The organism is Dyella choica (assembly GCF_003977665.1).
GTDB classification, from domain to species: domain Bacteria; phylum Pseudomonadota; class Gammaproteobacteria; order Xanthomonadales; family Rhodanobacteraceae; genus Dyella_B; species Dyella_B choica.
In genome coordinates this window covers 255,101-275,433 of record NZ_RYYV01000004.1, presented here as the reverse complement: position 1 = coordinate 275,433, position 20,333 = coordinate 255,101, and the positions used below count along the sequence as shown (strand labels likewise).

The window sequence follows — 20,333 nt, the reverse complement described above, 5'->3', positions numbered from 1 at the left end:
CGTGGTCCTGGGATTTGGCCGTTGCAGGTCGTGAAGGGTGCGATGTGGTCAGGGGGTAAGTTTCATCGGGCTGCGCGCAATGCGCAGCGTGTTTGATGATCATTCATTTGGACGTCTAGATGTCCAAATGATTATGAACAAATCGTTAAAATAGCCTTATTTCCCCGTGTTTGGTTCATTCGTGCCATCGGGGTGGTGCTCGGCCTCGATGTATTTTCTGTGAACGGAAACATCAATTCACATTTGCAATTTCACATGCCGGTGACCCATCGTATACGGACCGTTGACGAAAAATACGGGCTTCCTTAGGTGAAAAATTCAGTACGAGCTGCGCCGAAAGGCGTGCAGAGGTTTCTTATGCCGATTATGGGCAACTCACAAAATTTTAACTTCACATCTCGTCGCAAGGTCCTGGCAGCCGCTGCCGCTCTTGCTCTTACCGCGGTTGCCCTGCCGGCGTCCGCAACCAACTGGTGGAATCCGACGCCGACGGTGTCGATCGGTTCCGCTTCGGTCAATGTTCGCAATTTCGGCGCCATGGGCAATGGCTCCACGGACGATACTGCCGCCATCCAGGCCGCCGTCAATGCCTTGCCGTCCACCGGCGGCACGGTCGAGGTGCCAGCCGGCACTTACATGATCAATGCGCTCAAGGCCGTCAATCTGCGCTCGCATACGCGTCTGCTGCTCGACACCGGGGCGACGCTGCAGGCCATTCCGAACAGCGCTACGCGCTACTGGGTGGTGAAGGCGTGGAACGTGAACAACGTCGAGATCGCCGGCGGCACCATCCTCGGCGAGCGTTCCAGGCACCTGGGCACGACCGGCGAGTGGGGCTATGGCGTCAACGTTTCCGGGTCGAGTTATGTCTACATCCACGACATCTCGGTCGCCAATTGCTGGGGCGATGGCCTGATGGTCGGTGCGACGGGTTCGGGTACCACGGTGGTGCCTTCGTATAGCGTCACGCTGAACAACGTCAAATCCAACAATAACCGCCGCCAGGGCCTGTCGATTCTGCCGTCGACGCAGGTGTACGTGGTGAACAGCAGCTTCACCGGCTCCAACGGCACCCTGCCGCAGGCCGGCATCGACATCGAACCGCAGACGCAGGGACTCACGCGGAGCGTGCGCCTGGAGAACACCACGCTGTCGAACAATGTGGGTAATGGCCTGGAAGTGCACCTCAACGTGTCCGACCTGACCTTGAACAAGGTCACGGCGCAGAACAACCATGGCTTTGGCGTCTACACCGGCGGCCCGAGCGGCGTGGTGATCACCAATAGCAACATCACCACCAACTATCTGTTCGGCATTTCCATCTCCAGCGGCACCCACAACGTGCAGATCGCGGGCAACACCATCCAATGGAACTACGCCCTGTGGTTCTACCAGCACAACCAGTCGCCCTATAACATGGGCTGGACCCCGCGCGACATTTCGATTGCCAGCACGGCGACGAACGTGACGACGTCGAACAACCTCATCTCGCCGATGAAATGATGCAACACCCGCTAAGGATGGTCTGAAAAAGTCCGTCACGGACTTCCGCGCAGCGTCCGGTACACGCCTGGCCGTGGCTACGCTAAATCAAGCGCTTAAGCGCATGATTTGCGGCGGGCCATCCTGGCCCGCGGAAGCTCTGAACTTATTCAGTGGTTAACGGGCATCCCGAACCCTCTCCCTGGCGGAGAGGGTTTTTTTTATGATGCGGGCAGGGCGGGGGCTCGTTCCTGCCGGCCGCCGATCGAACGGCGGACAGCGTGTCGATCTGCGTCAGGCTGGTTCGTCGTATCGACAGGAGCGGGACCTGGCCCCGGCTCCGTTACCCCTTTACGGAGATACGACGATGCGCTTTCTATCGATGGTACGGATCAACGAAAACTCGGGCCTGCAGCCCAGCGCACAGCTGATGGCCGACATGGGCAAGCTGATGGAGGAGCTGACCCGGGAGGGGAAGCTGATCGACACCGCCGGGCTCACCCCCACCGCGCATGGCACTCGTGTCCGGCTGTCCGGCGGCAAGTTGAGCGTGGTTGATGGCCCGTTCACCGAAGCCAGGGAAGTGATCGGCGGCTATGCCTTGCTTGAAGCGGCTTCCAAGGAAGAGGCCATCGAGCTGACCAAGCGCTTCTTGAAAGTGCATGGCGACGAATGGCAGGTCGAATGCGAAGTGCGGCAGCTCATGACGCATGGCACATGCGGGTGATAAATGCCTAACTGGACGGGCGTAGGCCGGGATGACAATCCCGGCATCGCGCGAGTTGTATGCACAGCAATGCTGGGGTTTGCACCCCAGCCTACGTCCCGCCAGTTGGGTAACGGATACGTGGAATAGATCAGAGGTTCCTTAAGGCCCGTCTTGCCCGTTGCCGCCGCTCATGCGATCTTGGCATCGCCAATGCATCTTCCAAGGCTCCGAGGACGTCGTCGGCGCAGCACAGCCAACCAACGCAGGCCCATAGCTCCCTTTCCATGCCCGCCCTGACCGAGTCGCTTCCGATCCAGCACGCCAGTCAAAGAGCCTTGGTGATCGTCGCCACCGGCGTGCTGCTTGCGCTGCTGTACCTGGGGAAGGACGTGCTGGTCCCGATCATTCTGGCGGTGATCCTGGGGCTGCTGATCGCCCCGTTCGTGCGCAGACTGCAGCGGCTCGGGCTGGGGCACGCCTATGCCGCTTTCATTTCCGTATTGCTGCTGGCCTTGTTCGCCGCCGGGCTGATGACGGTGATCGGCTCCCAGATCGTGCACCTGGCCGGCAGCCTCCCGCAGTACGAAAGGACCATCCAGGCCAAGCTGCAGATCCTGCATGACATGACGATCGGCCGCCTGCAGGCGATGAGTGGCGAGATGGGCAAAGTCGTCGGTGCGCTTGGCGCCAGGAATGAAGCGGCTGGGGCAGGGCAGAATGCGGCTGCTGCGGCCAATGTCGCGCCAGTGGAATTGCCGCCGCTGAGCGGCGGTCCGTGGAATGCGATCAAGGGAGTGCTGTCATCCCTGTGGAGCCCGTTGGAAACAACAGGCATCGTGCTGGTGGTGCTCATTTTCGTCTTGCTTGAATACGAGTCGTTGCGGGATCGCTTCATTCGCGTGATCGGCGCTGCCGATCTACGCGCCACCACGGTCGCGATCAATGACGCAGGCGGACGTCTTTCCCGGTTTTTCGTGTCGCAGTTTTCCGTCAATTTTGGCGTCGGGCTCGCGATCTGGCTGGGGCTGACGGCGATCGGGCTGCCCAATGCCCTGCTATGGGGTGCGCTCACTGCCGTGCTGCGCTTCGTGCCTTATGTCGGCGTTTGGCTGGCGGCGTTGCTGGCCGCCTTGCTCGCCGCGGCAGTCACCCCGGGATGGTCCTTGCTGCTGCTGACCCTGGGCTTGTTCGCGCTGGTGGAAGTCGTGGTAAGCCAACTGGTGGAGCCGCAACTGTATGGCCATGCGACTGGCCTGTCGCCCTTGGCCGTGGTGGTGGCGGCGATCTTCTGGAGCTGGCTGTGGGGGCCCATGGGGCTGGTCCTGTCCACCCCGATGACGCTGTGCCTGGTGGTGGCGGGACGACACGTCAGAGCGCTTACCCTGTTCGAGATTCTGTTGGGCGACGCGCCGGCCCTGACGATGCCGCAGCGCTTCTACCAGCGCGCGCTTTCCGGCGATTCCGACGAGATCATTGCCGAAGCCCGCTTGTTACTGCGGCAAAAATCCTTCGCCCGCTATTGCGACATCGTCTTGTTGCCGGCATTGCAACTGGCGCAGTTGGACCTGAGACAGGGGGCCATTAACCCGGATCAGCTGCACAAGGCCCGCGCCGCCGTGGTAAGGGTGATCGAAACCTTGGGCAAGGAGGCACCTGCCCAGCCGCGCTGGCGCCGCCGCACCTCGGTGCTGGACGACGACAACATCGGCCACTACCTGCGCCAGCAACGCGAGCGCATAAGCGGACGCTGGCAGGGGCCGCTCGCCGTCGCGCCGGGCTCCATCGTGCTGTGCCTCGGCAGTGGCGTTCGCGAAGACGATCTGATCACCGAGATCCTGGTGCGCGTGCTGCGTGATGTGCACATAGACGCACGCCATGTCTCCATCCGGGACATCGAGGCCTTCCAGCAGGAACGGCCCCCGGAAGCCACCCCCAACGCGGTTTCCATGGTGCACGTGGTGATTTCCGACATCGCCAACGAGTGGGAGTCTGGCGACGCTGTCGCCAAGGAAGTACGTCAGCGGCTGGCCGAGGCGACGATCGTCGCCGTGCTGCTGCCCAATCTGCTGGAAGCCCCAGCTCTGCCGGATACGGGGCCGCATATCGATCGCGTCGCCAAGTCGTTCGAAGAGGCGGCACAGTGTGCGATCGAAAAATCCATGCAGTGACGTCATTCCCGCGAGGGTCCGTCACGGACTTTTTCACACGCTTGGCCGGGCAGGTGGAGTAAATGTGCTCTACGACCCACGGAGATCCAAGCCATGTCCGAGCACGTCTACAAGACCATTGAACTGACCGGTTCCTCCAAGACCAGCAGTGACGAAGCCATTCGATGCGCGATTGAGCGGGCCTCCAAGACGGTACGCGATATGCGCTGGTTCCAGGTGACCGAGACCCGGGGACATGTGGAGAACGGCAAGGTCGCTCATTGGCAGGTGACCTTGAAAGTGGGCTTTACGCTCGAATAGCCGGGTGGTTTCCGCGATGCACGATACGGCTCCCTTTCCGACGTGTAGTAGGGGAGGGCTGGGGTTGGGGTGAAGCAACCTCGCGGTGAACTCAAACACGGCGGCAAGCTCGTGCAACCCTATCCTAGCCCTCCCCTGGAAGCAGGGGAGGGAACCATCGTGCAGCTGACATTCGACGCTAGTCAGGTGCGTGCATGGCGCGAGCTCGCATCAGCCATGCAAATGCCCATGCATCGGCCCCTGGCAAAGGCATTCCCCATCCGCATCGATGGTGCCGAACATATTGCGCAACAGCGCTTCGCCGGGGCTCCATTCGCCAATCGCGGGGTGGATCAGCAGCGCCTTGCGTGCCGTGAGCCGGACGTTGTTTATGGCAGCGTCGATCGCCGCACGCTCGTAGGCTTTCACCGCATGCACCAGGCCACGCACTTCATCGGGCAAAGGGGCGATCGGCGCGGGCACGATCGAATCCAGATCGATGCTTGCGGCCGTCTCCACGATGTCTCCGTCCGGCAGGTCGGGAAGCGTGCCGCGATTGTGCGTATTGACCACGATGGTGGCGGGTTTGGCGCCAGTCAGGGCGCTCATCACGTCGATCGCGATGCGGTGATAGCCGGTCGCGGTGCGGAACGGGTCGACCTGCAGGCTTACATCAGGATCGAAGGCCGAGCCGCCTTCCGCTTCCAGTTTCATGTAGGAGCCGGAGCGCTGGTTGAGGTAGGCCGCGTAGGAGGCCACCGCGCCATCGCCGTCGCCGGCCATGAGCCTGCTCTTCAGCGTGTCGATCAGCAGCCGGTTCAATTGCTGGATTTCCGCGCCGCGGCTGCCGCCTTGTTCCAGCTGGTTGTGCAGGGCGCGCCGGCGTTCGTAGTAGAAGAACAGGTACTCGGTGGGGATCAGCCGCAACGAGCGAATCATGTTGAAATCGAACAGCGGCGCCAGGTAGAGCTGGCGTAGCAGCTCGTCACTGCCAAGCAATCGGTCCATTACCTCTTCGCCGCGCACACGTACGCCGCGCACCCAGCCCAGGTGATTGAGGCCGACATAGTCGCATTGCACCTGATCGAGCGGCTCGCCCAGCGCCCTGGCGATATTGTGAAAAAGTTCGGTGGGCGTATCGCAGATGCCGACCATCTTGGCGCGCGTGTGCGTGGTGACGGCCTGGGTGATCAGGCCGGCGGGATTGGTGAAATTGACCAGCCACGCATCCGGGCTCAAGCGTTCGACCAGGCGTGCCTGTTCGATTGCAGCAGGTACGGTGCGCAACGCCATGGCTACGCCAGCGGGACCGGTGGTTTCCTGTCCCGGATAGCCATGGTCGATCGCGGCGCGCTCGTCCGCCGCCCGTCCGGCGATGCCGCCGACGCGAATGCTGTTGAGCACGAAGTGCGCACCTTCGATCGCATCTTCGACAGAGGCGGCCGCGCGCAGGCGCAGCGAACCACCGGATTTGGCCACGATCGCCTTGCCCAGTTCGACCATGACCGCCAGGCGCTCCTGGTCAGGGTCGTAGAGCACCATCTCCGCGGCGCTCAAGGCTGCCGTCGCTTCATCGACACCGAAGATCACCAGGGGCGCGCGCACGCCTCCGCCACCGATCAAGGCGATCTTACGTTCCATAGGTTTGCTCATAGATGCTCCGTAACGAAAATGAATCAGGAAGCCCGTCCAGCGCACCGATCCGGGTCGTGCACGAGGCGCCGCAAATGCATGCGCGCCGCAGGCATTCCTCGGCTGATTCGCCGTTCAGCAGGCCATCGATGAAGCCGGCATCGAACGCATCGCCGGCTCCGGTCATGTCGACTGCGTCGACGTGTGGTGGCGCCACACGCAGCAGCCCGCGGTGCTCGACGGCGACCGCACCGCTTGCCCCGAGCTTGATGACGGCATGCCGGATAGCCATGGACGTTGCCCATTGCTGGAAAGCTTCGACGCCGTCGTCGCCGCTCAGCAGCCTGGCTTCTGCCTGATTGGGGAAAAAATAGTCGACAGCACGGCAGGTTTCATGATTGGCCGGATCGCGCAGCCAGTCCGGACTGAAGCCGACATCCAACGAGGTGGTGCAGCCTGCCTCGCGTAAAACCGGCAACAGGCGCCTGGCCAGATCCGCAGCCAGTGGCATGGCGAAATGCACATGGCGCGCGGCGATCAGCTCGGCATGGACGACCGTTTCATCCAGCAGTTCGGTCAGATGACGATTGGCACCCAGGTAGGTGTAGAAAGAGCGGTCTTGCGGCGTGGAAACGCTCACGGTCACGCCGGTATTCGCCGGATGGGAGCGCAGCCCTTCAGCCGACACGCCCAATCCCTCGAGGCGCGTTTCGAACCAGGCGCGGTCGGCTTCGCCGATCAATCCGATCAGGCGCACGCGGCGTTGCAGGCGAGCCAGGCCGCACGCCGTATTGACCGCGCCACCGCCGAGTTCGCGCAGGTAATGTTCAGCGTGTACTTCTTCTCCCGGGGCTGGCCAGTGTTGGAAGCCGCTGAAGACGTGATCGGTGTAGATCTCGCCCATCACCGCTACGTCCCAGCTCTTCATCGGTTGTGGAAGGGCCATGCTTGTTTTCTCCATGCGTCGATCGCGTAAACGAGCGTGCCGCCCAGCATCGTGGCCAGCCCGGCCAAGACGTGACGCCCGGGGCTGGTGCAGACGATGTAAAGCCAGCCGAACACGCTGATCAGCAATGGCAGGGGATACAGTGGCATGCGGAACGTGTCCGGATTGCGAGGTTGCCGCCGGCGCAACAGTACGATGGCCAGGCACTGCGCCAGGTACTGGAACATGATCTGGATGACGATCAGGGACGCGATCAAATCATCCAGCGACAACAGGCAGGCCAGCGCGGACACCGCTCCGGTAAACAGCAGCGACACGGTAGGGAAGCCTCCGTGCGGATGCAGTCGTGCAAAGACGCGAAAGAACTGGCCGGATGCTGCCGCGGCATAAGGCACGCGTGAGTAGCCCAGCAACACGACCAGGGCCGAACCCCAGCTCGCGAGCAAGATCAACAGCACCGCGGTGATACTGCCGGTTCTGCCGTAGATCGACTGCATGAAATCCGCTACCACTGCCTTGGACTGCGCCGCCTGCTGCCACGGCAACACGCCCAGCACCGAGATGTTGAGCCCGATGTAGAGCAGGGCCACGACCGGGATCGAAACCAACACTGCCAACGGGATGTTGCGCCGTGGCCGTTTGATCTCGCCACCCAGCATGCATACGTTGTTGTACCCGCCGTAGTCGTACACAGCGATGAGGCTGACCGCGCCCAGCCCCAGCCAGAATCCTTGTCCGGTATCTCCGCCGGCACGCATGAAACGCATGGCCAGACGCGGGTCGAAATGCAGCAACCCGCTCAGTACGATCCACAGGCAGGCGCCGATAACCACCACGCTGACCAGTAGCGACAACCGTTGCACCGAGTCGATTCTGCGATACAGCAGTGCGGTGTTGAGCAGGCACAGCAGCATCGCAATGAACACTTGCCCGGCATGACCCAGGCCCGGGACCAGGAAGGCCAGGTATTGCGCAAAGCCGACTGCGGCCGAACCGATCGACAAGGGTGCGGTGAGCACGGTTTGCCATAGGTACAGAAAGCCGAACAGACGTCCAAGCCGTTCGCTGCCATAAGCGCTGCGCAGGTAATGATAGGGGCCGCCGGACTCCGGAATGGTCGAACCAAGTTCAGCCCACACCATGCCATCGCACAAGCACAGCAGGGCGCCGGCCAGCCAGCCCACCAGAACCATCGGGCCAGCCAAGGCTGAAAGAGCCAAGGGAATGGAAATGAACGGCCCCACCCCGATCATGTTCAGCAGGTTGGCTGAAAGCCCGCCCCAGAAACCCATCACGCGTGGCGGGGCCGCGTTTGTTCCGGCCGGCGCTTGGGCATGCTCATCCGCGGCGGCGACTCGGGTTGTGATCACTTGTCTGCTCTCGTTCGTCACATTGCGCCCAGCAGATTGTCGGCGGTGGGGGTCGTGTTCATGACGATGGTTGCCACGATGAGGCCTTACCCATCGAGACCGCGCCCCCCCATGGTTTACGCCTTGAACCAGCCGTTTTCATTCGAGTTCCCCAATTGACGATGCGACCGCCCGACGGGTTCTCCCCCGTATGCGTTCGGTCTTTCATGGGTGCGACACGACGACGGGCTTGCCAGGCAAGCCACGGGCGCACGAACCGGTACGACCGAGGCCCAGCTCAATCAAGAGCGGGCACGATCACCACGCCGGAAGGCGAGTCGTCAGGTCAATCCTTGGCATTTCAGGCAGCAAACGGCGGCGAATAGCCCGCGATGCATTTGCCACGGGCGCGCAGCGCGCTTTTCCTGGCCTGGTCGCGTACGGAAATCGATCTGCACTGTCCCTTTGCGGCACAGGCACGGGCTACCACTGCCCAAACGCAGCTCGCTGAACTTACCGTCAGGAAACAGCGGTTCATCAGATAACCGTTCCTACCCAGCCTAATGCGCAACAGTGGTCCCCAATGACGGGAGGACTAAGCCCCATGGCGGCGTCTCCTCATTCCGCGTTCGGAACATGACGTCGATCCATCTACTACACCAACCTATCATCCCCATGGGCCCCAAGCCTTGTACTTCCGTAGGCACTTCAAGTCAACCTGTTTGATGTGAAACTTACGCAGGATGGCAGCGGCGGTGCCGGGACGGTTCACGCCGAGGCTGGCGGTTCCGGCATGTCCCTGAATCGCTCGTCCATGCGCGCTGATGACGGTATCGTGCAGCCGATGGCAAGGCTGCCGTTGAACTGATTGATCCGGACAAGGTCACTCGAGCCGCATTAGTGCTGTTAAGGAGATAGCCATGACTGGACACACTCGTTCTTCGCGAGTATTCATCGACGCACGCGATTTCCTGCTGCGCCATCGTACCGACTATGCAACCGCGTATCGCGACTTCCAGTGGCCGCAACTCGATACGTTCAACTGGGCGCTCGACTACTTCGATTCGATCGCGTGCGGCAACGACAAGCCTGCGCTGTGGATCGTCGAGGCGGCAAGCGGAGACCAGGCCTCCTATTCGTTCGCGCAGATGTCGGAACGCTCGTCCCGGATCGCGAACTGGCTGCGCGGCGTCGGCGTCGCGCGCGGCGACCGGATCCTGTTGATGCTGCCGAACCGCGTTGAACTGTGGGACGCGATGCTTGCCGCGATGAAGCTCGGTGCGGTGGTGCTGCCTGCAGCCACGCAATTGTCGGCCGACGAAGTGCGCGACCGCATCCAGGTCGGAGCTGCAAAATTCGCTATTGTCGACGAAAACGCCGCCGGAAAATTCGAGCAGTCGGACCTCGGGCTCATACAGAAGATCGTGGCTGGTGCGCCGCGCGACGGTTGGCTTTCGATGAGCGAGGGCTACGCATCACCGGCCGCGTTCAAGCCGGACGGCGTCACGCATGCCGACGATTCGATGCTGTTGTACTTCACGTCGGGCACAACGTCGAAGCCGAAACTGGTCGAACACACGCACCGCACCTATCCGGTCGGCAGCTTGACGACGATGTACTGGGCTGGCTTGCAGCCTGGTGACATCCACTGGAACATCAGCTCGCCTGGTTGGGCAAAGCACGCGTGGAGCTGCTTCTACGCGCCATGGAATGCGCAGGCGTGCGTGTTCGCATTCAACTACGCGCGCTTCGAGCCGAAGCTCGTACTCGATGCGCTCGTCAACTATCCGGTCACGACGATGTGCGCGCCGCCGACCGTGTGGCGGATGCTAGTGCAGCAGCCGCTTGCGTCGTTCGACGTGAAACTGCGCGAGATCGTCGGTGCGGGCGAGCCGCTGAACCCGGAAATCATCGAGCGCGTGAAGAAGGCGTGGGGCGTCACGATCCGCGACGGCTACGGCCAGACCGAAACCACCTGCCTGATCGGCAACTCGCCCGGCCAGCCGGTGGTCGCCGGCTCGATGGGCCGCCCGCTGCCGGGTTGCCGAATCACGCTGCTCGACCTCGATGGCGCGCCCGTCGACGAAGGCGAGATCGCTCTGCCGGTCGGCCCGGACGTGCCGCGTCCGGTTGGCCTGATGACGGGCTACGCAGACAACCCCGAGGCGACCGCGCACGCGATGCGCCAGGACCATTACCGTACGTCCGACATCGCGATGCGCCGCGACGACGGCTATTTCGTCTACATCGGCCGCGCGGACGACGTATTCAAGTCGTCCGACTATCGGCTGAGTCCGTTCGAGCTGGAGAGCGTGCTGATCGAGCATCCGGCGATCGCCGAGGCGGCCGTTGTGCCGAGCCCGGATCCCGTGCGGCTCGCGGTTCCAAAGGCGTTCATCACGTTGCGGCTGGGTTACGGGGAAAGCTCAGCGCTGGCGCTGGAAATCTTCCGCTACTCACGCGAGAAGCTCGCACCGTATCAACGCATCCGCCGCCTGCAGTTCGCGGAACTGCCAAAGACGATCTCCGGCAAGATCCGCCGCGTCGAGTTGCGCCTCCGCGAAATCGAACGTGGCGATGATCTAGTCACACGGATGCCTGGCGAATACTGGGAAGAGGATTTCGTTTCCGAACTGAAATGAGCTGGCGGCAGGCTGCGATGGCGCTGCGAAGAAAACTGGAGCCATCATCCCAGTGCACTATTTGAGTCGTAGAGACCTTTCAATCCTTTGCGGATTTTGCGAATCGGTTTCGAACTGGCCGAAGCGTATCGTGCTGGCCCATTTGTCATGCGTATCGCACTGTCAAATTTAGACATCTAAATGAGCAGTGCATCGCAATCCCTGAATGTTCACCCGAAAGAGTGCGTAAAAATGGATTTTTTATCATTGCGATGATTCTGAACAGCGCGGATGATTCAGCCGCCTTGTCTGAGCTGACATCCGGGGTGAAGCCCTAAGGACGTGCTGCCGCGGTCGGGTTTGCAACCGTTCGACGCAAGGCCATGTGCAGTGCGCATGGTTTTGTGCAAGGGGATGGCACTTCGTCTTCCCGTCAAAAATACGTCACGCAGCTGCTGCTGTGAGCACCAACCTTCCAGCGGGAGGTTTGCTCGCTGCCGCGTTCGGACATGGGCTTCAACTGTGGCAACTCTCGAATCCAAAGTTCTGGTTGTCTAAAGGGGGACGACAGTGGGACTGCATATTTTTTGCACATGGCAATTCATGGCCTCCAAACGCAATCCTGCGTCCGATGGCCACGGCGCCGGGCGCGATGGCTCGATCAAGGCTGACCGGGTACGGATGCTCGCCTCGATGCTTGCTGCATTGCTTGCGTTGGTGAGCGGACGTCAAGCCGATGCCCAACAGGTCGAGCCAACGCTACCGATCTCGCAGCGCCAGACGATCAACCTCGCCGCTGGCGTTCCGCAATACATAGGGAATGCAAGCTCGACGTCCAATGCTCCGCAAAGCAACTGGTGGTTCGAGAACAGCAACAATTCAACCGCGTACTCGACGCCGGGCTTCAACGAGAGTACCGATACCAGCGGCAACTGGATGCAAGTGGGCTTGCCCTACGATGCCAATATCCCGCGCACCTTCATCAACCAGGCTTCCGGCGGCGGCCAAGGGTCCTTGACGGGTAACTTCAACTGGTATCGTCTGCACTTCAAGGTGGACCCGAAGTACGCCGGCCAGAAGTTCCTGCTGAGGCTCGAAGGTTCGCACACCGGTGTCCAGGTCTTTATCAACGGTACGTTGTTGCAGGGCGTCAGCGCGGTCGCTGCCGATGCGCAAGCCACGCACGTGGTAGGTTTCGTGCCAGTGATCGTCGACCTGACGCCGTATATCACGACGGACGGCAAGACGGACAATGTCATCGCCATCGATGTTTCGCGTGGCGCCCCGTGGTACGAGCAGCCGAATTTTTCCGGCGCTTTCCGCTTCGGCCAGGCGATGGCGGGCTTGTTCCGCAATGTGAAGCTGTATGTCACCCATCCGGTGCATATCCCGCCGAACGTCTATTCGAATCAGAAGACCTGGGGTACCTACGTTGGGACGGTATCCGAGGTTGCAGCCGCACAAGGCACCGCAACGGCCGCTTCGGCGGTCGTCGACGTGCAGACTAATGTGGTGAATGAATCGTCGGTCGCGCAACAAGTTACGTTGACCACGCAGATCGTCGACGCCAAGGGCAATGTGGTGGTGACTACGCCGCCGGTCACACAGTCCGTGCCGGCAATGACGGCCGCCACGTTCCCGTCCGGCGCTACGCCGATGTTCGACCAGAAGATTACGATACCCAATCCCACCTTGTGGTATCCGAACAACGCGACCTGCGGGACGCCTGCGGTATTGTGCGGATCGCCTTACCTGTACAAGGTCTACCACATCATCAGCGTGAATGGTGTCGTGGTCGATTCGACGCAGGATACGCTGGGCATTCGTACGATTACCTGGGATGCGAACTTTCCTTATTTCAACGGCCACCCCGTCTACCTGTGGGGCGGCTCGGGCCGCTATGACTATCCCGCCCTGGGCTCGTCGGTTCCCGACGAACAGGTGTGGCGCGACATGGCGCAGCTTGCGGCGCAAGGCGGCAACGTGTACCGCCCTGGCCATTCGACCAGCAGCCTGGAGCTGGTGGAGGCCGCGGATGCCTACGGCATCATGATCGACCAGCCCAGCGGCGATGGCGAGGGTTACTGGAATGCCAGTTCGAACCCGACCGCCGACGACCTGCAACTGAAACAGGAACTGCATCGCGACATGATCATTCGCGACCGCAGCCATCCGTCCGTTCTCGATTGGGAGCGGGACAACGGCGGCATGAATACGACGCTTGCGAGTGAGCTTGGGACCATCGAGACGACGTGGGACAACATCAACCCGCGCGGCAGCGCCGACCGCACGTACGCCCCATCCTTCGGTTTGATCGACGAATGCGACGGCGCCGGCTGCGAGGCCGGCAACAAGCAGCAGAACCCGAACAATCCGGCCTTCGGCGCCGAGTATTGGGACAACATGGGGACTGGCCGCGGCCTGGCTTACGACTATGAGCTGGCATTTGCCGCGCCGTACCTCGACGATTGGCGCAAGGGCAGGGCAGCCAATGCCTTCGGCATGGCGCAGTGGTATTTCGCTGAGTCGCCGGGCGAGATCAGCCTGTGGGCCGAATACCAGAATCAACCCAACATGGCGAATTTCGTACGCTCGCTGGGTTACTCCTCGACCGATGCGAATCGTTTCCCGCGCTTGCTCTACTACATCTACCAGGCCAACTGGATACCGTATTCGGTGAAGCCGGTGGTGCATCTGGCGCATCACTGGAATCGCGCCTACGAATACACCGCGGGCACTCCGATCCAGGAGAACGCCTTCAGCAACTGCCCCTCGGTGCGCCTGCTCATCAATGGCCAGCCCAACGACCCGGTCACCGGCACGCTGCTGGCGGACCAGGTGCCGAATCCGTGGAACGTCAATTCCAGTGCGAACCTGGCGCAGAACACCACCGTCATGCCCGGGCAGGTTCACTGGATGGCGAACTGGGCGGCGGGTACCGTTACTGCGCAATGCCTGGATGCGAACGGCAACCCGGTAGCGGGCGTGAGCGATACGCAGACGACCGCGGGTGCGGAGAGCAAGATCGTGCTCAGCGTGGTGCCTGACCTGACCAAGCCGGACGGCGCGAGTTTCCAGTGGACCGCCAATGGTTCCGATGCGGCCTTCGTGGTTGCCCAAGTACAGGACGCCAACGGCAACCTAGTGCCCACGGCGGCGGACAATGTCACGTTCTCCGTTACGGGACCCGCTACGTACATGGGCGGCACCCAGCAGATCGTTGCCGATCCCACCTTGACCAGCTACTACCAGGACGCGTTTTCCAAAGCGAACAGCACGGTGATCCAGGGCTTGCCGTATGCGTTCTTCCATTCGCCCGGCGATCCGGAACTGAATTTCGAAGGCGGATTGCAGAAGATTGCTCTGCGCAGCACGTTTACGCCTGGGACCGTAACCGTAACGGCGAGCGCGCCGGGGCTGCAAAGCGCCAGCGTGACGTTGAGTTCGGTCGCGCCGGTTGCACCCTCGCAATCTCAGGCGCCGGTGATTATCGTTCCGCCGGTGAACGAGGCAGCCACGTCGGGCTATCCGGCGACCTTCACGGTCGTGGCCTCGGGTTCGGGCACGCTGAGCTATCAGTGGTCGGACAAGAATGGCCCAATCGCCGGCGCAACCAGCGCTACGTACACTACGCCGGCAACAACTGCTGCAGACAACGGCGACACCTTCACGGTGACGATCGCCAGCAGTTCCGGCACGGTGACATCGACGCCGGTGACTCTCAGCGTCGATGCGCCTGCCAACGTGGTGATCACCACGCAGCCAGTTGCCCAAGCGATTGTGGTAGGGGATTCGGCCACGCTGACCGTGGCGGCAACGGGCTCCCCCCAACTCACCTACCAGTGGTACCAGGCCGGCTCCGGCGCTATCGCGGGTGCCACACAAGCGTCGTACACCACGCCGTTATTCACCGCGGCTGGAACCGAAAGCTTCTATGTCGTCGTCACGAATGCACTGGGTTCGGTGCAATCCGGTACCGTTGCGGTGACGGTTGGCGCTGCAACACCCGTGTCCTTCACCACGCAACCGACCAGCACCATCGTGCCGGTGAATGAGCCCGTGCAATTTACGGCTGTCGTCGGCGGCTCGGCGCCGTTTACCTATCAATGGCAGTTCACGCCCCCGGGTGGCACCGCCACCGTTCTCAGCGGCGGTACGCAACAGACCAATACGCTCACGTACACGATCCCTGCGGTGAGTGTCGCGAATGTAGGCACCTACACCGTAACGGTGAACAATGCCGCCAATGCGCCGGTCACCAGCAACGCGGCAAAAATCACGCTCGCGCCGCCAGGCGTAAACCTGGCCCTGGACGCGCTTGCGACCTCAAGCAGCACGCAGAATGCGTGCAACGACGCAACGACCACGCCGCCGTATTCCGGCACGAATTGCCTGGGGCCGGAGAATGCCGTCGACGGCAATCTTTCCTCTCGCTGGGGTTCGGCGACTGCCGGTGCACCGCCGACGCCTGCCGTTCCCGGTGTCGATCCCTCGTGGCTGCAGGTCGACCTGGGTTCGGTACAGCTCTTCAATACGGTCGTCATCAACTGGGAGAACGCCTATGCGACCCAGTATCAGATCCTCTACAGCAGCGATGGGAGTTCGTGGAAGACGGCCTACAGCACAACCACCGGTGCAGGCGGAACGGAAACGCTCGGCTTCCCGACGGTAAGCGCTCGCTATGTCCGTCTGAACGGCACCCAGCGCGCGACGCAGTACGGCTACTCGGTCTTTGAGTTCCAGGTCTACAACGTGCCGCAATGCGGCGGTGCATCGGAGCGTTATACAGTCAATGCGTCGAACGCGAGCCTGGTGACGGACAACCTGACCGGTCTGACCTGGACTCGCACCGTTACCACGGACACTACGCCGGGTTCGCAGTTCACCGGTGTAAATGCCCAGGCGTACTGTGCGGGCATCAATATGCGTTTGCCCACGCAATCGGAAGCACACAGCATCGGTGGCGTGAACAATGCCACCTGCGCCTACTCGGGAACCTGGAGTACCTGGACCTCGACGGTGGATCCGAACGATTCCACCAAGACCGCCGTGGTGAACTTCGACGGCAGCTCGGCTTACCAGGTCACCAACAACTATCCTGGCGCCACGCTGTGCACCTCCGGCACCGACGCCGGAGCGGCGCCCACCATAACGGTGCAGCCGGCCAGTCAGAGCGTGGCCGTCGGACAGACGGCAACCTTCGGCGTGACGGCCACCGGTCTGGGTACCTTGAGCTACCAGTGGTCCAAGAACGGAACGGTCATCGCCGGAGCAACATCGGCCAGCTACACGACGCCGGCCACCACGACGGCTGACAATGGTGCGGTCTTCAGCGTGGCTGTCGGCGATGTGTTCGGCACGGTCAACAGCAGCAATGCCACGCTCACTGCACAAGTGAATAGCTGTAGCGCTGCTCCGAGCGTGCCAGGTACATTGACTGCCGGCGCCAATGGCTCTACCCAAGTGAACCTGACGTGGGGGGCGAGCACGGCCGGTAGCGCATGCACGGTCGGTTACACCATCTATCGCAGCACGGTTGCCGGTTTCACTCCTTCGGGCGCCAATCAACTGGCTACCTCGACCGGAACGGCCTATGCAGATACGAGCGTGGCTGCCGGCACCACGTATTACTACATCGTTGAAGCCACCGATGCGGTGGGCGCTTCGGCAGCCTCCAACACGGCCACGGCAACGACCTCCGCTTCGACCTGCACGACGAACTGCAACAGTTCGGATGCCATCGCCATCAGCGCGGGTGGTCCTGCTGCCGGCAATTTCGTCGCCGATGCGGATTTCAATGGCGGCACGGCCTCGGGCAGCAATGCGGCGATCAATATCAATGGAGTAAGCAATCCTGCGCCGCAGTCGGTCTACCAGCATCAACGCTTCGGCAACTTCACGTATACGCTTCCCGGCCTGACGCCAGGCACCAGTTACGTGGTGCGCCTGCACTTCGACGAGTTCTATTGGACTCAAGCTGGGCAGCGTGTGTTCAATGTGAGCATCAACGGCACGCAAGTGCTGACCAACTTCGATGTGATTGCCGCCGCCGGAGGGAAGAACATTGCCATCGCCGAGCAGTTTGCGGCGACGGCCAATGCTCAGGGTCAGATCGTGCTGCAGTTCAGCACAGTCAAGGACAATGCCGAGGTCAACGGCATCGAGATCGAAAACGCAAATGCAGCCAATACGCCGCCCAATGCGCCGTCGAACCTGTCGGCCACGGTGGCTTCCTCCAGCCAGATCAATCTGAGCTGGACGGCCTCGGCGACGCCGGGCGTGACTTACAGCGTGTTCCGCAATGGAACGGCCGTGGCCAACAACCTTAGTGGTACGAGCTATGGCGATACCGGCCTGACATCCTCCACCGCCTACTCCTACACGATCGAAGCGGTCGATTCGGTGGGCACGTCGGTGGCTTCCAATACCGCCACGGCCACCACGTTCGATGTGGACTGCGTGTCGGGCTGCGGTTCGGAAGTGCTGGCGATCAGTGCGGGCGGTTCCGCATCGGGCAGCTACGTCGCCGATGAGTACTTCAATGGTGGTGCAGCGTCCGGCACCGGCTCGACCATCACTACCGCCGGCGTGACCAATCCTGCTCCCCAGTCGGTGTACCAGCACCAGCGCGTGGGCAACAATTTCACCTATACGCTTCCGGGGTTGACTGCAGGGGCCAGCTACGTAGTGCGCCTGCACTTCGCCGAGTTCTACTGGACCAAGGCGGGGCAGCGCGTGTTCAACGTGGGCATCAATGGCACGCAGGTGTTGAGCAACTTCGACATCGTGGCGACCGCCGGTGGCCAGGACGTTGCGATCGTCGAGCCCTTTACAACGACCGCCAATGCGCAAGGGCAGATCGTGCTGCAGTTCACCACGGTCACCGACAATGCCGAGATCAACGGTATCGAAGTGATTGCCCCGCCGCCTGGCTCGCCCAGCAAACTGACCGTGACGCCGGTTTCCACCAGCCAGATCAACCTGAGCTGGACGGCGTCGTCGGCCTCGGGCGTGGTCTACGACATCTTCCGCAGCACCACGGCCGGCTTTACGCCCTCCAGCGCCAATCAAATTGGCACGGCAAGCGGTACCAGCTATTCGGATACCGGCCTGGCGCAGAACACCACCTACTACTATGTCGTAGAGGCTTCCAATACGACCGGCACGTCGGCGCCGACGGCGCAAGGCAGCGCCAGCACCCTGTCGATTCCGCTTGCGCCGACGAACCTGACCGCGACGTCCGTTTCAACCAGCGAGATCGACCTCAGCTGGACGGCATCGGCCACGCCTGGAGTGACGTATACGGTCAGTCGCAATGCTGCTGCCGTTGCGAATGGCCTGACCGGAACCGCCTACAACGATATTGGCCTGACAGCTTCAACCGCGTACTCGTACACGGTCGATGCAGTCAACGCGGCAGGTGCTTCGCCAGCCTCCAACACGGCCCTGGCTACGACATCGGCGCAGCCGACGGCAACGGTACCTGCCATTACCACGGCGCCAGTCAACCAAACGGTCACGATCGGGCGGACGGCCACGTTCTCCGTGGTTGCCAGCGGTAGCTCACCGACTTATCAGTGGTACAAGAATGGCGCAGCCATTGCGGGGGCAACGAGCGCAAGCTACACCACCCCGGGGGCCACGTATGGCGACAACGCCAGCAGCTTCACGGTGACGGCCAGCAATGCCGCCGGGTCTGCCACCTCTTCGGCGGCCACGCTTAGCGTCAATCTTGCGCCCAGCTACACGGTAGTTCCCGGCTATATCGTCACCGACCTCAACAACAACACCAACGGCGCATGGACGGACAACCAGATCTATGTCGAGATCCTCGGCAATGATCCGGCTACCGGCAAGCTGGCCTGGGTCAACTACGACGGCACGATCACGTTGGCCAACGTAGCGGATAACACGGCCGCCAATGCACTGGTCGGGCCGAACGGGCAGACGTATCCCAACTATGCATTCACGCTTGCCCAGGCCAACCACCAGCTCAAGCTGCCGCCGATCACTTCCGGGCGCATCTACATTTCGGAAGGCAACCCGCTGTACATGTCCATCATGGCGGGCGCGAACGGCGGCAACAATGGCTATGCCGGGCCCAATCCGCAAAACAACACCGACCCCAACATCAACGTCCACTACGACTGGTACGAGTTCAACTACGCAGCCAATGGCGGCATTTATATCAACACCACCCAGGTGAATCAGTTTGGCCTGCCGCTGCTGCTGGATGTGTGGGGCGCCAACGAGACCTACCACATGCAGGTGGGCATCAATGAGTCGATCGCCAATCTCGACCAGGAGTACCTCAGTCAGACGCCGGCCGCATTCCACACGCCGACTCCTAGCAATTTGCGCATCCTGTCGCCGGCGGAAACCACCTTCAACGCCGGTGGAGCCAATGGGAACTACTTCGACAGCTACATCGCCAGCGCGTGGACGCAGTACAGCAGTACTCCGGTGACTTTGACTGTCAATGGTCGCCAATTCAGCGGAAAGGCCTCCGGCTCGACCTTGACCTTTACCGAGGTCAATCCGGCTGCGGCCAACGTCGGGGAGACCTATGTCGTGCAACAGCCGTCCACGCAGGATGTGTTGCTGTGCGCTGGGACGATGGCCAGTGGCGTGGCGGGCAGTTCGCCCCAGCAACAGGACGAAAACGCCATCCAGTTGCAATTGCAGAATCAGATCTGTTCGGCGACGAATCGCGGCGTGCTGCTTACTCCTGCGAACTGGGCGACGGCCTCGACTTATTACCAGTCTTCGCCGGCGAACTCCTATTCACAGTTCTGGCACCAGCACTCGGTCGGAGGTTTGGCATATGGCTTCTCGTACGACGACAACAACAACCAGAGCACAACGATTGTGACGCAGCAACCTGAGCACATGGCGTTCGGGATCGGCTGGTGATGCCGCGATTTTGCATCGAATGGCACACTTGAGCGTATTGCTTCATCGTTGCCACAAACTGCTCTCTCCCCTACGTTTAGTAGGGGAGGGCTGGGGTGGGGTGAAGCAATCTCGCGGTAAGCTCAAACAGCACGTAGGCTGGGATGACAATCCCAGCATCAGGATGTCGCGTGGAATGCCGGGATTGCCATCCCAGCCTACGCGATGGAGTGCAGCCGGGCGCGCATACAGTGC

The 20,333-nt window shown here is 61.6% G+C and carries 9 protein-coding genes; 6 read left to right on the top strand and 3 right to left on the bottom strand.

Annotation, left to right across the window (positions count from 1 at the left end; translation table 11 throughout):
* Positions 1 to 492 precede the first annotated feature (492 nt).
* The 4 genes from EKH80_RS07285 to EKH80_RS07270 all read left to right on the top strand — a co-directional run bounded on the left by EKH80_RS07285 (position 493) and on the right by EKH80_RS07270 (position 4,659).
* Positions 493 to 1,503 (top strand): right-handed parallel beta-helix repeat-containing protein, encoded by a 1,011-nt coding sequence (locus EKH80_RS07285; RefSeq protein ID WP_158628785.1) that lies wholly within the window; start codon positions 493 to 495, stop codon positions 1,501 to 1,503.
* A gap of 202 nt (positions 1,504 to 1,705) precedes the next feature.
* Positions 1,706 to 2,209 (top strand): YciI family protein, encoded by a 504-nt coding sequence (locus EKH80_RS07280; protein WP_230473479.1) that lies wholly within the window; start codon positions 1,706 to 1,708, stop codon positions 2,207 to 2,209.
* 266 nt (positions 2,210 to 2,475) lie between these two features.
* Complete coding sequence (locus EKH80_RS07275) at positions 2,476 to 4,359, top strand: AI-2E family transporter (protein WP_126684061.1); 1,884 nt, start codon at positions 2,476 to 2,478, stop codon at positions 4,357 to 4,359.
* A gap of 93 nt (positions 4,360 to 4,452) precedes the next feature.
* Positions 4,453 to 4,659 (top strand): dodecin, encoded by a 207-nt coding sequence (locus tag EKH80_RS07270; RefSeq protein WP_126684060.1) that lies wholly within the window; start codon positions 4,453 to 4,455, stop codon positions 4,657 to 4,659.
* Between the two features lie 210 nt (positions 4,660 to 4,869).
* Here EKH80_RS07270 and EKH80_RS07265 read toward each other — a convergent pair whose 3' ends face one another.
* From EKH80_RS07265 to EKH80_RS07255, 3 genes are read right to left on the bottom strand one after another with little or no spacing between them, the layout of a single operon-like run.
* Positions 4,870 to 6,279: a family 4 glycosyl hydrolase gene (locus tag EKH80_RS07265; protein ID WP_425481134.1), complete on the bottom strand. Its 1,410-nt coding sequence runs from the start codon at positions 6,277 to 6,279 to the stop codon at positions 4,870 to 4,872.
* Positions 6,269 to 7,216, bottom strand: coding sequence for a carbohydrate kinase family protein (locus EKH80_RS07260; protein ID WP_329955472.1), 948 nt, complete (start codon positions 7,214 to 7,216; stop codon positions 6,269 to 6,271). The genes EKH80_RS07265 and EKH80_RS07260 overlap by 11 nt, the downstream gene beginning before the upstream one ends.
* Positions 7,195 to 8,508, bottom strand: a complete 1,314-nt coding sequence (locus EKH80_RS07255) for an APC family permease (protein ID WP_126684159.1) — start codon at positions 8,506 to 8,508, stop codon at positions 7,195 to 7,197. The genes EKH80_RS07260 and EKH80_RS07255 overlap by 22 nt, the downstream gene beginning before the upstream one ends.
* Before the next feature lie 977 nt (positions 8,509 to 9,485).
* On the opposite strand from EKH80_RS07255, the gene EKH80_RS07250 reads away from it, so the two are divergent.
* Together EKH80_RS07250 and EKH80_RS07245 are read left to right on the top strand one after the other, a co-directional pair.
* The gene (locus tag EKH80_RS07250) at positions 9,486 to 11,207 is read left to right on the top strand and encodes an AMP-binding protein (RefSeq protein ID WP_126684058.1); all 1,722 of its coding nucleotides are present in this window, start codon (positions 9,486 to 9,488) and stop codon (positions 11,205 to 11,207) included.
* A gap of 582 nt (positions 11,208 to 11,789) precedes the next feature.
* Positions 11,790 to 20,099 (top strand): beta-1,3-glucanase family protein, encoded by an 8,310-nt coding sequence (locus tag EKH80_RS07245; RefSeq protein ID WP_126684057.1) that lies wholly within the window; start codon positions 11,790 to 11,792, stop codon positions 20,097 to 20,099.
* The last annotated feature ends 234 nt before the right edge of the window (positions 20,100 to 20,333 follow it).

What these genes read in the sequence shown, in the direction of transcription:
- EKH80_RS07250 (WP_126684058.1), top strand. Translation starts at nt 9,486, where the DNA reads ATGACTGGACACACTCGTTCTTCGCGAGTATTCATCGACGCACGCGAT.
- EKH80_RS07280 (WP_230473479.1), top strand. Translation starts at nt 1,706, where the DNA reads ATGATGCGGGCAGGGCGGGGGCTCGTTCCTGCCGGCCGCCGATCGAAC.
- EKH80_RS07245 (WP_126684057.1), top strand. Translation starts at nt 11,790, where the DNA reads ATGGCCTCCAAACGCAATCCTGCGTCCGATGGCCACGGCGCCGGGCGC.
- EKH80_RS07265 (WP_425481134.1), bottom strand. Translation starts at nt 6,279, where the DNA reads ATGGAACGTAAGATCGCCTTGATCGGTGGCGGAGGCGTGCGCGCGCCC.
- EKH80_RS07275 (WP_126684061.1), top strand. Translation starts at nt 2,476, where the DNA reads ATGCCCGCCCTGACCGAGTCGCTTCCGATCCAGCACGCCAGTCAAAGA.
- EKH80_RS07260 (WP_329955472.1), bottom strand. Translation starts at nt 7,216, where the DNA reads ATGGCCCTTCCACAACCGATGAAGAGCTGGGACGTAGCGGTGATGGGC.
- EKH80_RS07270 (WP_126684060.1), top strand. Translation starts at nt 4,453, where the DNA reads ATGTCCGAGCACGTCTACAAGACCATTGAACTGACCGGTTCCTCCAAG.
- EKH80_RS07255 (WP_126684159.1), bottom strand. Translation starts at nt 8,508, where the DNA reads ATGGGTTTCTGGGGCGGGCTTTCAGCCAACCTGCTGAACATGATCGGG.